Source organism: Kocuria sp. CPCC 205297, from assembly GCF_040981035.1.
Lineage (GTDB): Bacteria > Actinomycetota > Actinomycetes > Actinomycetales > Micrococcaceae > Kocuria > Kocuria marina.
Genome location: NZ_JAVKPY010000008.1, coordinates 26671 through 41376, shown reverse-complemented (window position 1 = coordinate 41376; position 14706 = coordinate 26671). Strand labels below are relative to the sequence as shown.

9 protein-coding genes are annotated in these 14706 nt (G+C 69.7%); 7 read left to right on the top strand and 2 right to left on the bottom strand.

What is annotated here, in order from left to right:
* Positions 1 to 150 precede the first annotated feature (150 nt).
* Both RF650_RS08875 and RF650_RS08870 read left to right on the top strand, forming a co-directional pair.
* On the top strand, positions 151 to 1770 hold the full coding sequence (locus RF650_RS08875) for an RNA polymerase sigma factor (protein ID WP_368814703.1): 1620 nt from the start codon (positions 151 to 153) through the stop codon (positions 1768 to 1770).
* Positions 1770 to 2495, top strand: a complete 726-nt coding sequence (locus tag RF650_RS08870) for a ubiquinone/menaquinone biosynthesis methyltransferase (RefSeq protein WP_368814702.1) — start codon at positions 1770 to 1772, stop codon at positions 2493 to 2495. Before RF650_RS08875 ends, RF650_RS08870 begins: the two co-directional genes overlap by 1 nt.
* 116 nt (positions 2496 to 2611) lie before the next feature.
* Here RF650_RS08870 and RF650_RS08865 read toward each other — a convergent pair whose 3' ends face one another.
* A complete protein-coding gene (locus RF650_RS08865) occupies positions 2612 to 2812 on the bottom strand; it encodes a hypothetical protein (protein WP_368814701.1) in 201 nt (66 codons plus the stop codon).
* Between the two features lie 228 nt (positions 2813 to 3040).
* Here RF650_RS08865 and RF650_RS08860 point away from each other — a divergent pair, with 228 nt between their 5' ends.
* Positions 3041 to 5149: a type IIA DNA topoisomerase subunit B gene (locus tag RF650_RS08860; protein ID WP_368814700.1), complete on the top strand. Its 2109-nt coding sequence runs from the start codon at positions 3041 to 3043 to the stop codon at positions 5147 to 5149.
* A 163-nt stretch (positions 5150 to 5312) separates the two neighbouring features.
* Here RF650_RS08860 and RF650_RS08855 read toward each other — a convergent pair whose 3' ends face one another.
* Complete coding sequence (locus RF650_RS08855; RefSeq protein WP_368814699.1) at positions 5313 to 7853, bottom strand: DNA topoisomerase (ATP-hydrolyzing) subunit A; 2541 nt, start codon at positions 7851 to 7853, stop codon at positions 5313 to 5315.
* A 70-nt stretch (positions 7854 to 7923) separates the two neighbouring features.
* Here RF650_RS08855 and RF650_RS08850 point away from each other — a divergent pair, with 70 nt between their 5' ends.
* The 4 genes from RF650_RS08850 (at position 7924) to RF650_RS08835 (ending at position 14154) form a co-directional block, all read left to right on the top strand.
* Entirely contained in the window at positions 7924 to 10614 is a 2691-nt protein-coding gene (locus RF650_RS08850; RefSeq protein WP_368814698.1) for a GNAT family N-acetyltransferase, read from the top strand.
* A gap of 18 nt (positions 10615 to 10632) precedes the next feature.
* On the top strand, positions 10633 to 12213 hold the full coding sequence (locus tag RF650_RS08845) for a serine/threonine-protein kinase (protein WP_368814697.1): 1581 nt from the start codon (positions 10633 to 10635) through the stop codon (positions 12211 to 12213).
* An 88-nt stretch (positions 12214 to 12301) separates the two neighbouring features.
* Positions 12302 to 13012: a DUF5998 family protein gene (locus tag RF650_RS08840; RefSeq protein WP_035961403.1), complete on the top strand. Its 711-nt coding sequence runs from the start codon at positions 12302 to 12304 to the stop codon at positions 13010 to 13012.
* A 71-nt stretch (positions 13013 to 13083) separates the two neighbouring features.
* A complete protein-coding gene (locus tag RF650_RS08835; protein ID WP_368814771.1) occupies positions 13084 to 14154 on the top strand; it encodes an alkaline phosphatase family protein in 1071 nt (356 codons plus the stop codon).
* Positions 14155 to 14706 lie beyond the last annotated feature (552 nt).

Genomic DNA, 14706 nt, shown 5'->3' with positions numbered 1-14706 from the left:
AACAAACTGCGAAGGGTCGGTGTTAGGGCGAATGAGGCCCTCAGAGTCTCGGCGGGACCTCGTGTCACCACGCCGGACTTGACAGGGTCATAGGTGTGTTGGCCGCTGATGCGGTGCGCACCCGTAGATCTGTCCAACGAAAGGTTCTCCGTGTCACCAGCTGCCAGCAAGACCGCGTCCGCTTCTCAGGCCTCCACGGAGCAGACGGACCCCGCTGAGACCACTTCTCAGGCAGGCACGGGCGGCGCTAGCACGAGTGGCGCTGCCAAGAAGCCCGCCGTGAAGAGGGCCGCCGCGGCCAAGAAGACTGTGGCGCGCAAGAGCACCGCCGCTAAGAAGACCGCTTCCGCCACGCGGGGGACCGCCGCGGCGTCGTCGCAGACCACCGCTGCCACATCGGACGCGGCGGCGTCGAACGAGTCAGACACCGCCGCCCCCGCGGCGAAGAATACCGCCACCCGGAATACCGCCGCCAAGAAGTCTGCCGCGACCAAGACCGCGGCGACCAAGTCCACGACCCGCACCAAGACCGCCGCGGACTCCGCGGAGGGCACCGCCAAGTCCGCGGGCACCCGCAAGACCACCAAAACCGCCGCGAAGCCCGCCGCTAAGGCCCCCGCGGGCGGGCGCGGTCGGAAGAAGGAGGATCCCGTTGAGGAGGCGCTCGCCGAGGACGAATTGGTGCCCGAGGACACCCCGGAGGACCTCGAGGACGAGGACACCCAGGAGTCCCAGCAGGCCTCAGTGGAGGAATCGGCCCCGCTCATGAAGGGCCGCCAGGACAAGAGTGCGCGCGGCTTCGTGCTGACCAACAACGACGACGACGACGCTCCCGCTCAGCAGGTGGTCGTCGCCGGTGCCACCGCGGACCCCGTCAAGGACTACCTCAAGCAGATCGGAAAGGTCGCGCTGCTCAACGCGGAGCAGGAGGTGGACCTGGCCCTGCGCATCGAGGCCGGGCTGTACGCCGAGCACAAGTTCGCGGACGAACAGGACTCCATGGACGCGGACACCCGCCGCGCCTACCGCTGGGTGATCCACGACGGCCGCCGCGCCAAGAACCACCTGCTTGAGGCCAACCTGCGCCTTGTGGTGTCCCTGGCCAAGCGCTACACGGGCCGCGGCATGCTGTTCCTGGACCTGATTCAGGAGGGCAACCTGGGCCTGATCCGCGCGGTCGAGAAGTTCGACTACACCAAGGGCTTCAAGTTCTCCACGTACGCCACGTGGTGGATCCGTCAGGCCATCACCCGCGCCATGGCGGACCAGGCCCGCACCATCCGCATCCCGGTGCACATGGTCGAGGTCATCAACAAGCTGGCCCGCGTGCAGCGCCAGATGCTGCAGGATCTGGGGCGCGAACCCACCCCGGAGGAGCTCGCCAACGAGCTCGATATGACCCCCGAGAAGGTCGTGGAGGTCCAGAAGTACGGTCGCGAACCCATTTCGTTGCATACGCCGCTCGGTGAGGACGGTGACTCCGAGTTCGGCGACCTGATCGAGGACTCCGAGGCCGTGGTCCCCGCGGACGCTGTGTCCTTCACGCTGCTGCAGGAGCAGTTGCACTCGGTGCTGGACACGCTCTCCGAACGCGAGGCCGGTGTGGTGGCCATGCGCTTCGGGCTCACGGACGGTCAGCCCAAGACCCTGGACGAAATCGGGAAGGTCTACGGCGTCACCCGTGAGCGGATTCGCCAGATAGAGTCCAAGACCATGTCCAAGCTGCGTCACCCGTCCCGCTCGCAGGTGCTACGGGACTACCTGGACTGATGTCCTCGGTGAACAAGAACGGTAAGCACTCCATGACCGAACGGGATACGAAGGTCCAGGGCATCTTCGACCGGATCACGGACTCCTACGACCGGATCAACACGCTGATGACCCTGGGTCGGCACGCCCAGTGGTGCCGCGAGGTGGCCCAGCGGGCGGCCGTGACGCCGGGCAGCCGGCTGCTGGACATCGCCACGGGCACGGGGGAGATCGCGCTGGCCGCGCGGCGTCGTGAACCCCGCGCCGAGATCACGGCGGTGGACTTCTCCGAGAACATGCTCGAGCGCGCCCGCACGAAGCCCGGCGCGGACGGCATCGAGTGGGAGTTCGCGGACGCCCACTCGCTGGAGTACGCGGACGAATCCTTCGACGCGGTGACCCACGGTTACCTGCTGCGCAACGTGAGCGACGTCCCGCGCGTACTCAGCGAACAGTTCCGTGTGCTCTCGCCTGGGGGGCGGGTGGTCGTCCTGGAGACGGCACCGCCCCGGGGGCTGCTCAAGCTCGCGGTCACCGCGGGGATGCGGATCGTGTTGCCCCTGTTGGGACGGGTGGTCGCCAAGGACAAGGACGCTTACTCCTACCTGGAGAGCTCCACCCTCGGATTCATGCAGCCCGCGCAGGTCGCGCAGCTCATGCGCGAAGTCGGCTTCACGGACGTGGACTTCGAGACCAAGTACCTGGGCACCAACGTGATCCTGTGGGGCCGCAAGCCCGGCCCGTGAGGGACACATGATGTAAAGGACACATGACAAGGAAGGCGCGCATCCGAGGATGCGCGCCTTCCTTCGTGTCCGGGCGTTCCGGCGGGGGACCGGAACGCCGCGGGTGGGCCTGTCGCTCAGGCGCCGATGTGCTGCGTCTCGTCCTGCCACGTGGCGGCCAACGGGCGCAGCTTCTCCTCGTTCTCACGAGCGTGGTGGGCGCAAAACAGCAGCTCGCCACCGGTGGATTCGAGGACCACGCGGACGTATGCCTGGGCACCGCAGGCGTCGCAACGGTGGGTCGCGTTAAGTTCACGCGCTTCGAGTGTCGCGTTCATGGGATCCTCCTCACGGGGTACGGAATGCGACGGCGCTCATCTGAGCCGCCGCACGGCCATCAGGGGTGTCACGCCCCGATCGCACGTACCAGTACAACCCACGCGCGCAGTCAATGCTTCCCACGAAGGCCCTGTTTCGCCCACCGCGCACAAACCCCGGGTGCCGACTACAGTGGGATGGTCCCGCACCGTCCGCGGGCCGCCCCCGAACCCCGGAGTAGCACCACCGTGACACCGTCCCGTTCCGAATACAACGCCCGCCACCTCTCCGTCCTGGAGGGCCTCGAGGCGGTACGCAAACGCCCGGGCATGTACATCGGCTCCACGGACTCGCGCGGTCTGATGCACTGCCTGTGGGAGATCATCGACAACTCCGTCGACGAGGCGCTCGCAGGGTACGGCCAGGACATCACGGTGATCCTGCACCGGGACGGGTGCGTGGAGGTCCACGACGACGGTCGCGGCATCCCCATCGACACCGAACCCCGCACGGGCCTCACGGGCGTGGAGGTCGTGTTCACCAAACTGCACGCGGGCGGCAAGTTCGGCGGCGGTTCGTACACGGCGTCGGGCGGGCTGCACGGCGTGGGAGCCTCGGTGGTCAATGCGCTGTCCGCGCGCCTGGACGTGCAGGTGGACCGTGGCGGCAAGACATACCAGATGTCGTTCAAGCGCGGTGAGCCCGGGACGTTCACGGACAAGGGGGCGCCGTCCCCGAGTGCACCGTTCGAGGCGTTCACGACCGACTCGCACCTGCAGGTCGTGGGCAGAGCCAAGCGCGGCGTCACCGGCACACGGATCCGCTACTGGGCCGACGATCAGATCTTCACCCCGGACGCGCGCTTCTCCACCGAGGAGCTCGTGCGCCGCGCCCGCCAGACCGCGTTCCTGATCCCCGGGCTGAAGATCACCGTGCAGGACGAACGCCGCCTGCCGGGTACACCGGGCGCGGACGGTCCCGTGGAGGAGGTCTTCCAGTACGACGGCGGGATCTCGGAGTTCGCGGAGTTCCTCGCCGCGGACGCGCCCGTCACCGACGTGTGGCGGCTGCAGGGGCAGGGCAGTTTCACCGAGCGGGTCCCCGTGCTCGATGAGTCCGGCCACGCCCGGCTCACCGACGTCGATCGCACGTGCGAGGTGGACGTGGCCCTGCGCTGGGGCGTGGGGTACGACAGCACGGTGCGCTCGTTCGTCAACATCATCGCCACGCCCAAGGGTGGCACCCACTTAAGCGGTTTCGAGAATGCGCTGCTCAAGACCCTGCGCAAGCAGGTGGAGACCAACTCCCGCAAGCTCAAGGCGGGTAACGACAAGCTCGAGAAGGACGACGTCCTGGCCGGGCTCACCGCGGTGCTCACGGTCCGGTTGGCCGAACCCCAGTTCGAGGGGCAGACCAAGGAGGTGCTGGGCACCCCTGCGGTGCGCCAGATCGTCGCCAAGGTCGTGGAGGCGGAGCTCACCAAGCAGCTGACCTCCAAGAAGCGGGACGACAGGGCCCAGGCCGGTCAGCTGCTCGAGAAGGTCGTCGCGGAGATGAAGTCCCGGATCTCGGCCCGAGTGCACAAGGAGACCCAGCGGCGCAAGAACGCGCTCGAGACGTCGTCGATGCCCACGAAACTCGTGGAGTGCCGTTCCGCGGACGTGAACCGCTCGGAGCTGTTCATCGTGGAGGGCGACTCTGCGCTCGGCACCGCCCGGCTCGCCCGCAACTCCAACTACCAGGCGCTGTTGCCGATCCGCGGCAAGATCCTGAACGTGCAGAAGGCCTCGATCACGGACATGCTCGCGAACGCCGAGTGCGCGGCCCTGATCCAGGTAATCGGGGCCGGGTCGGGTCGCAGCTTCGACCTGGACGCCGCCCGCTACGGCAAGGTCATCATGATGACGGACGCGGACGTGGACGGCGCCCACATCCGCACCCTGTTGCTCACGCTCTTCTACCGCTACATGCGCCCGCTCGTGGAGGCCGGACGGGTCTACGCCGCGGTGCCCCCGCTGCACCGGGTGCAGATCGTCAACCCGGGCTCCAAGCCCAACGAGATGGTCTACACGTATTCGGAGCGCGAACTCGACACGCTGCTGGGCAGCCTCGAGGAGCAGGATCGTCGGTACAAGGAGCCCATCCAGCGCTACAAGGGCCTGGGGGAGATGGACGCCGATCAGCTCGCGGAGACCACGATGGACATCCGCCACCGTGTCCTGCGGCGCGTGCGCGTGTCCGACGCCGAGGCCGCCGAGCGCGCGTTCTCCCTGCTCATGGGCTCGCAGGTGGCCCCACGCAAGGACTTCATCGTGGCCGGTGCCGCCCAGCTCAACCAGGAGCAGATCGACGCCTGAGCGCCTCAGGTGGTGTGCTCGGGCAGCGGCGCCGTCTCACGCGCCGGGCGGCGCGACGCCCCGGACGGTCGGTCGTCCGCGGGCGACGCCGCCGTCGCCCCGTGCGCGGGTCGGTCGCCGACCGTCGCCGATCCATCCTCCTCCGCGGCGCCCGGTCCGCGGGTCATTCGTTCTCCGCGGCTGACTCCCCATCCGTCGTGGTCCCCGGCACGGGGAGACCTCTGAGCGCGGGTCCCACGGCCGCGACCGCACGGTCGATGCCCACACCGGAACCGTCCCGGCGCCCATACTCCACGGGGAGCGATCGCGCGACGCCCGCCGCGGACACGGCCTTGCCCGGCCCGTGGCCGGCCCACGCCAGGGTCAACCCGGTCTCACCCGCGAGTAGTCGCTGGGCCCGCACACCGGCGGTCGCGCGGCCCTTGGCGGGGAATTCCGAGAGCGGGGTGACCTTCACGGACGCCTCGCCCATCTCGGGCAGCTGACCGTCACTGCGGGCCTGGGTGACCACCACGGTGGACTCGCTCGGTGCCACCGCCCCGAAGAAGATCACGTGCTCGTCCGGCGCGAGTTTCATCCCGGCCACACCACCGGCCGTTCGGCCCTGGGGGCGCACCGCGGATGCGGGGAAGTGCAGCAGCTTGGCGTCCGAGGAGACCAACACGAGTTCCGCGTCGACCGGCGCGGCACCCACACCCACCACCGAGTCCCCGTCCTTGAGCTTGATCGCGGGCCACTGGTCCAGGTTCAGCGGGTAGTCGGGGTTCACGCGCTTGACCACGCCGTCCGCGGTCCCAATCGCGAACACGGCATTGCTGGGCACGAGTCCCACGAGCGTCTCGTTCTTGTCCAGACCCAGGAAGTCCGCGGCGGGCACGCCGTCCGCGAGGCGGGGAACGCCGTCGAACTCCTGCAGCACGGGCACGTCCACGCACGAGACGCGCAGCATCCGGCCCGTGGACGTGATCGCGGCGATCTCCCCGCGCGCCGTCGAGGGCACCACGCTCGTCAGGGCGTCGTGCTTGAAGCGCCGGGAGCCGTCCGCGAGCGGGGTGCGCACGGCACTGCGGGCGATCCGCCCGGTCGTGGACAGGAACACCCAGCACGGGTCGTCGCTGATCTCGAGCGCCACGGACGGTGCCGCGTTCTTCTTCCCGCGCGCGTTCTCCGCGGTGACCGCGGGCAGGTCCTCGGCCTCGAGCAGCACGGTGCGCCGCTCGTCACCGAACCTCTCCGCGGTCTCGGTGAGCTCGTCCGCGACGACGCCGCGCAGCGCGCTCTCCGAGCCCAGGATTGCCTCGAGTTCGGCGATCTCCCGCTGCAGGGTGTCCCGCTCGGCCTCGAGCTCGATCCGGGAGAACTTGGTCAGCTGACGCAACCGCAGTTCCAGGATGTGCTCGGACTGCGCGCGGGAGAGGTCGAAGACCGCGATCAACCGGTCCCGGGCCTCGGCCGTCTCCTCGGAGGAACGGATGATCTGGATGACCTCGTCGATGTCGAGGATCGCGATCAGCAACCCCTCCACGAGGTGCAACCGGTTCTGCCGCTTGGCCAGGCGGAACGCGGTGCGCCGGCGCACCACACTGATCCGGTGGTCGCTGTAGACCCGCAGCAGCTCGAGCAGCCCCATGGTGCGGGGCTGACCCTCCACGAGAGCCACGTTGTTGATCCCGAAGGACTCCTCGAGCGGTGTGTGCTTGTACAGCTGCGCGAGCACGGCCTGCGGGTTGAACCCGTTCTTGAGCTCGATGACCAGTCGCAGCCCGTTGGTGCGGTCGGTGAGGTCCACGACGTCCGAGATCCCGGCGAGCTTCTTGGCCTGGACCGCGTCCTTGATCTTCTCGGTGACCTTCTCGGGGCCCACCATGTACGGCAGCTCGGTCACCACGATGCCCTGCTTGCGGGGCGAGACCTGTTCCACGGAGACCGTGGCGCGCGTGCGGAACGAACCCCGCCCGGTGCGGTAGGCGTCCCGCACGCCCTCGAGGCCCACGATCCGACCGCCGGAGGGCAGGTCCGGACCGGGGATGAACCGCATGAGTTCCTCGAGCGTGGCCTCGGGGTTCAGGATGAGGTGCCGGGCCCCGGCCGCGACCTCGCGCATGTTGTGCGGTGCCATGTTCGTGGCCATGCCCACCGCAATCCCGGTGGCCCCGTTGACGAGCAGGCTGGGGTACGCGGCCGGCAGCACCGCGGGCTGCTGGAACTGGTTGTCGTAGTTGGGCACGAAGTCCACGACGTCCTCGTCGAGGTCACCCGTGAGCGTGCGCGCGGCCGGGGCCATCCGGGCCTCCGTGTAGCGCGGGGCCGCCGGACCGTCGTCGAGCGACCCGAAGTTGCCGTGCCCGTCCACGAGTGGCACGCGCATCGCGAAGGACTGCGCCATGCGGACCATGGCGTCGTAGATCGCGGCGTCACCGTGGGGGTGCAACTTGCCCATGACCTCGCCCACCACGCGCGCACTCTTGACGTGGCCGCGGTCCGGGCGCAGGCCCATTTGGTCCATCATGAACAGGATCCGCCGCTGCACGGGCTTGAGACCGTCCCGGGCGTCCGGCAGCGCGCGGGAGTAGATCACGGAGTAGGAGTACTCCAGAAAGCTCGTCTCCATCTCCTGCGTGACGTCCACGTCCACGATGTGCTCGGTGAAGTCCTTGGGCAGTTCGTCCTGGGGAGAACGCGTGGCTGAGCGGCGACGAGCCATCGAGGGGTAACTCCTTGAAATCAGGGCGTGCTCCTGTGACCGGAGCAGGCGGTTGGCTACTCTGAAGTCTATGGGTACCACCGACGACGCCGCGCCGCAGCAGACCTACCCCGAGTACTGGGAGGCGGACGTCATCCTGCGCGACGGCGCCACCGCGCACCTGCGCCCCATCAGCCCCGAGGACCAGGACCTGCTCCAGGAGTTCCACTCCGGGCAGTCCGAGGACAGCATCTACCTGCGGTTCTTCTCCTACAAACCGACCCTGTCCCAGCGGGAACTGGACCGCTTCTCCACGGTGGACCACCGGGACCGCGTGTGCTTCGTGCTGATCCTGGGGGAGCGGATGATCGGTGTGGGCCGCTACGACCGCACCACGCAGCGCTCGGCGGAGGTCGCGTTCATGATCTCCGATCACCACCAGGGGCGGGGAATCGGGTCCATCCTGTTGGAGCACCTGGCCGCCGCCGCCCGCGAGAACGGGATCGACCGCTTCACCGCGGAGGTGCTGCCCGAGAACCGCAAGATGCTCCACGTCTTCGTGGAGGCCGGCTACGACGTCTCCCGTCAGTTCGAGGACGGCGTGGTGGTCGTGGACTTCGACATCGACCCCACCGAGAAGTCGCTCGCGGTGATGGCCGCGCGCGAGCACCGCGCGGAGGCCCGGTCCATCACGGACCTGCTGACACCGGCCACCGTGGCGGTCGTGGGGGCATCCGCGAACCGGGACCACGCGGGGTTCCACGCGGTCGAGGGCATCCTCACGGGCGGGTACACGGGCACGCTCTACGGCGTAGGTCATTCCCCGTACGAGCGCGAAGGACTGCACTTCGTCTCGTCCCTCGACGAGATCGAGGGCACCGTGGACCTCGCGGTGATCGCGGTGCCGCGCGAATCGGTGGAGGAGACCGTGACGCAGTGCGGCAGGGCGGGAGTGCGCGCCGTCGTCGTGATGACGGGCGGTTACGCCGAGGACGGTGCGCAGGGCGCGGCCGCCCAGCGCCGCCTGGTGCGGATCGCCCGCGCCGCGGGGATGCGCGTGGTGGGCCCAGCGAGCCTGGGTCTGTTCACAACCGATCCGGAGGTCTCGCTCAACGCGTCCGTTCTGCCCGAGTTGCCGCGCCGCGGAGGACTAGGACTGTTCTCCCAGTCCGGGGCGATCGGCACCATGCTCTACGGTGCCGCGCAGCGCCACGGCGTGGGGATGTCCAGCTACCTCTCGGCGGGGAACCGCGCGGACGTCTCCGGCAACGACCTCATGCAGTACTGGGAGGACGACCCCGCCACCACGGTATGCGGTCTCTACCTGCAGTCGGTGGGCAACCCGCGCAAGTTCTCGCGCATTGCGCGCAGGCTCTCGCTGAGCAAGCCCGTGATCGTCGCGAAGTCCGAGGTCACCGGCCTGCGGCTCCCGCCGGGCCACACGGGCCGGGTCACCCAGGCCCCGGCCGGCGCGCTCGACGCGATGTTTCGCCAGGCCGGGGTGATCCGTGCGACCACGGCCGAGCAGTTGCTCGACATCGCCGCGATCGCGGAGAGCCAGCCGCTGCCCGTCTCCCCGCGCGTGGCCGTGGTCTCGAACGCGCTCGCGCTCGCGCAGCTCGCCGAGGACACGGCCCTGCGCCTACGGCTCGACCCCACCGTCGTGGACGGCACCGTGAACACCTCCAACGGGCCCGAGCGGGCGCACGAGGCCGTCCTGGACGCCGTGCGCGCTCAGCTCTCGTCGGATGCGGTCGACAGCGTCGTGCTCGTGCTCATGCCCGTGCGCGGCCTGGACACCGCGGCGCTCGCGAGCGACGTCGCCCGGGCCGCGCGCGACGCCGACCGAACGACCGTGGTCGTGTTCACGGGTCAACACGGCCCCGAGGCCATGACCACGTCCGTGCACACCGCGGACGACGCCGCCCTGCCGTGCTTCGATTCGCCCGGCGCCGCCCTGAGCGCGCTCGCGAGCGTCGTGGACTACATGACATGGCGCTCGCAGGACCAGGGCGTGATGGTGCCGCCCGAGGAGTTCGATTCCGACGGCGTCGAGAAGTTCCTGGAACGGCTGCGCGAGAAGATCAGCGGGGACGCGCTCTACGAACTGGAGATCGCCGAGCGCAACGAGCTGCTGGGTCTCGCGGGGATCCGCGTGCTCGAGTCCGTGCGGTTCACGGACCCGGAGGCCGCGTACGCCGCCGCCGAACGGCTCGGCTACCCCGTGGCCCTGAAGTCCACGGACCCGTTCCTGCGCCACCGCCTGGACCTGGGTGGGGTGGTGCTCAACATCGCGAACGCGGACCAACTGGGTGCCGCGATCGAGACCATGAAGCGCACGCTCGCGGGCTGGAACGCGAGCGATTTCGAGGTGCAGTCCATGGCGCCCACGGGACAGACCGTGGTGGTGCGCGCCGCGGAGGACCCACTCATCGGTCCCGTCCTGTCCTTCGGGATGGCCGGGGACGCCGTGCACCTGCTGGACGACTGGGCCCACCGCGTGCCCCCGCTGACCGACCGGGACATCACTCGCATGGTGCGCGCGCCCAAGGCCGCGCGGAAACTGTTCGGCTACCAGGGCGTCCCGCCCGTGGACACCACCGGATTGGAGCAGCTGATCAACCGTGTGGCCTTTCTCAAGGACCGCTTCCCCGAGATCGCGTTCCTGGAACTGAACCCGGTCGTGCTCTCCGGATCCGTCGTCACGGTGCTCTCGGCCGCGGTCAAGATCGGGGACCCGGGACAACGCACGGACAGCGCCCGGCGCGCCATGCTGGGCTAGCACGGGACCTCGAACCGAGTGCGGGACACGATTGCCGGACGCTTCGAACTGCTGACACCCATCGCCGAGGGTGGCAGCGGGGCCGTGTGGCGAGCCCACGACCTGCGCCGGGGCAGGGAATGCGCGGCCAAGGTGTTGCGGCAGCGTGATTCGGCGGAGCTGTTGCGCTTCGTGCGGGAACAGTCCGTGGACCTCGAGCACCCGCACGTCGTGGCTCCGTACGGCTGGGCCGCGGAGGACGAACACGTGGCCATCGCCATGGAGCTCGTGTCCGGGGGCACCCTCGAGGCCGCGCTGCAGGACAACGGTCCCGTGGCGGACTGGCTCGCGGAGGAGCTGATGTGTCAGCTGCTCGAGGCACTGCGCTTCGTCCACGAGCACGGCTGGGTGCACCGGGACGTCAAGCCCGCCAACGTGCTGCTCGAACCCACGGGTTCGGGGACCCCCGTGGCCCGGCTCGCGGACTTCGGGATCGCCGTGCGCGTGACCGATGCGCGCCTCACGCACGCCGGCACCGTGGTGGGTACCCCCGGGTACCTGCCGACCGAGGCGTACGCCCCGGGGAATCCGTCTCGCACCATGGACCTCTATGCCGCCGGGGTGACGGCGGTGCGCATGGTCCTGCCCGAGGTGGATCTCAGTGGCGACCCCTTGCGCCCGGAGGACGTGGCCCGCCTCGGCTTGTTCGGGGGTTCCCCGCTGTTACGCGCGGGCGTGGCCGGACTGCTCAGCATCGTGCCCGCGGAGCGCACGCGCGCCGCCGATCAGCTGCTCGCGAGTCTCGCGGCCACGGCGGCCGCCCGCCGGGACCGGCCCAGCGAGACGGTGGATGGCGAGCCGTTCGAGGTCTTCGACGTCCTCGAACCCACCACGGAGCGTGAGCTGTCCCCGGTGCTCGACGCCGCGCGGTTGCCTCCCGGGGCGGGCGGCACCAGGGAGGCGCCCATCGCGTGGCACGCGGTGCACCGGAAGGTGATCGCCGGGGGTGAGCACCGGCCCATGGCCGAGCGCGGCGGTGACCGGTTGCGCCCCTTCGCCCCCGTGAACGAGGTGTCCGCTGCGCATGCGATCGGAACCGGTGCCGGGCAGGACACGACCGAGCGGCTGAACCCCGTGGAGGGCGCGCCCGCGATGCTCGAAGGGCACCCCGTGGGCACCTCGGGAGGGGCGAGCACCCCGGACCGGTCCGAGGAGATCACGATCGTGGATCCTGCGGGCTTCACGGGCGTGAACCCCACCGGTATCACTGCCGTGGGTGCCGCGACCGGTCTGACTGCCAGAGGGCGGGAAGCGGACACGGGAGCCGGCGGCGTCGTGGACCCGGGTGGCACGGCGAACGAACGGGAACCGCACGCTCGGCGAGCGGTCCGCTGGCCGTGGTGGGTCCTAGCGCTCACGCTCGCGCTCCTGGCCCTCGCCGCGGGATACCTGTGGCTCGGCCCCGTGCTGGTGCAGTGGGGCGGTGATCCGTCACCGGCGCAGACACCGGCCCCCACCATCTCTCCCACGAGGGACCCGGAACCGGCGCCCACCACGGACGTGACCCCGATCTGTTCGAAGCTCGAGGACGGCACGGTCTCGTGCGTGGTGGCCCCGTGAGGCGCCGGGCGGCGGAGGGTCGCGCCGTGTGCCGGACCGCGGAGGGTCGCAATGTGCCCCGGGCGGCGCGGTGGAGGACAATGGCGCCATGACATACTCAGCACCCGATGGATCGCGCCTGGTCCAGGACATCGAGAAGGCGGGTTTCTATCCGCAACTGGTCACGGACGTGGTCATGGACTCCCTGGACGGGCGGCGCCCGGTGTCCCACCTGGTGCAGTTGGAAACCCATTTCACCAACACGGAGTTGCACCGGCACATCACGGCCCTCGTGCTCGCGGAGGACGTCCTGCACATCACGCACGTGGACGACCAACAGTATGACGAGAACGGTTCGGACACCGTGGCTCGGGTCTCGTCCGAGACCGTGCCGATCTCCCAGATCCGCTCGGTCACGCTGAGTTACGCGTACCACCAGCCGCAGAACTACGTCCCGGGCACCGCGATCATGGAGCTGAACCTGGCCGTGAGCTGGACCGGGACCCAACAGCTCGAGCTGTATCCCGCGATGTGCGAGGACCCCGAGTGCCAGGCGGACCACGGTTACACGGGCACTGCCGCGAGCGAGGACGTGGTCATGCGCATCAGCTCCGAGGCGGACGGGCAGGAGGCCGTGGAGGGCGCTCGCGAGTTCGCGCGCACGCTGCGCCGGGCCAATGTGGCACCGCTGACGGATTCCGGCGCGCAGATCGCGCAGTCCCCGCCGCAGCACCCCACCGCGGCCCGTCCCGAACCGCCGGCACCGCGACCGCGGTTCGGTCACCGGTTCAACGGCCGCGATTCGGGGCGCAACGCGTGAATGTGGAGGATCCCGCCGCCCCGGAGCTGCCGCGTGCGCCGCGCTACGGTTCGCACAGCGTCGCGGAGGTCATGGGTTCCGCGGCCGCGGCCCTGGGCATCCCCGGTTTCCGCAACGCCCTCAGCTTGCCGTCCGCGCAACGCTATGTGGTGGTGCTCGTGGACGGTCTCGGCTCGCGCTTGCTGAGGGAGACGGCGAGCTACGCGCCCACCCTGCGCGCGGCCCAGTCACTCGGTGAGCTCGACGCCGCGTTCCCCACGACCACGTCCGTCTCGCTCTCGTGCCTGGGCACCGGAGCCACACCGGGGCGTCACGGCATGCTCGGCTACGACGTCGTGGACCCTGCCTCCGACCGCGTGGTCAACATGCTCGGCAACTGGCCCTCGGACGTGGACCCGCTTGCCTGGCAACCCGAGCCCACGGTCCTGGAGCGCGCCGCGCAGCACGCGGACGCCGTGACGGTGAGCTCACCACGCTTCGAGTCCTCCGCCCTTACGAGGGCTGTGCTGCGTGGTGGCCGTTTCGTGGGCGTCCACGGTGTGTACGCCCGCACCGCGCGCACCCTCGAGCAACTGCGGGAGGGCAGGCGCGGGCTCGTGTACTTCTACTGGGACGAGCTGGACAAGACCGGTCACAAAGCGGGGTGGCGCTCGGACGACTGGTTACGCTCCCTTGAGGAACTTGATTCCGCGCTCAAGCGGCTCGTGACCAAATTGCCCGCCAACACCCGGGTGATCCTCACCGCGGACCATGGCATGGTGGACGTGGCCCCCGAGCACCGCGTGGACTACAGTGCGGTCCCCGAGCTCATGGCCGGGGTGCGGCTCACCGCGGGTGAGCCCCGGGCGGTGCAACTGCACACGGACGCGGACACCGATCCGGAAGAACTGGCAAGCCGTTGGAGCGCGCACTACGGGGACGTCGTGTGGGTGGCCACCAAGCAGCACCTTGCGGCGCACGGGTACTTCGGTCCCGAGCCGGATCAAGGATTGCTCGAACGAGCAGGCGACGTGTGGGTGCTGGCCCGCGAGGACATCGCCCTGTACGACGTCTCCCGACAGGGAACCCGGCCTCTGGCCATGGTGGGCCAGCACGGGTCGCTCACCGACCAGGAGAGGTTTGTCCCTTCCCTGGTGTGGTGATCGGCGCGGGCTTAGTCCCCTTCTGCGTGGGGTCCGGATCGACGGTCGGCGCCGCCGGCCGCGTGGGCGCCGGTGGCTGGGACGGCCGAGGTGCGCGGGTCGGTTCCGGTGCCTGGCTCTTCGTGGGCTCGGGCGTAGCCGTGGACGGAACGGGCCGAGGGGTGCTCGTGGGCGCCGGGGGTACCGGCGCGGCGGGTGGTGCGGGAGCGACCGGGGGTGCGGGAACCACGGGGGGCGGAGCGGGCACGTAGTACTGCTCCGCGGGCCTCGAGGGCGGGACCAACGGCGTGATCTGCGGCGACGGCGTCGGAGATACGCTCGGGGTGGCGCTCGGCGTGGGGGAGGGGGTCACGGTGGGGGACTCGGTCGCGAAGTTCGCGGGGTCGTCGTCGGACGAACCCGACAAACCGGTGAAAGCCACGGCCCCCACACCCACCAGGACGAGCAGGGCCGCACCACCGAGCGTGACGGGGGCCATGTATCGCCGGACACCCGAGCGGGCCGGAGTCGCGGTGCCTTCGGGGGATTGAGTGTCCTCACCGAATAAATCGT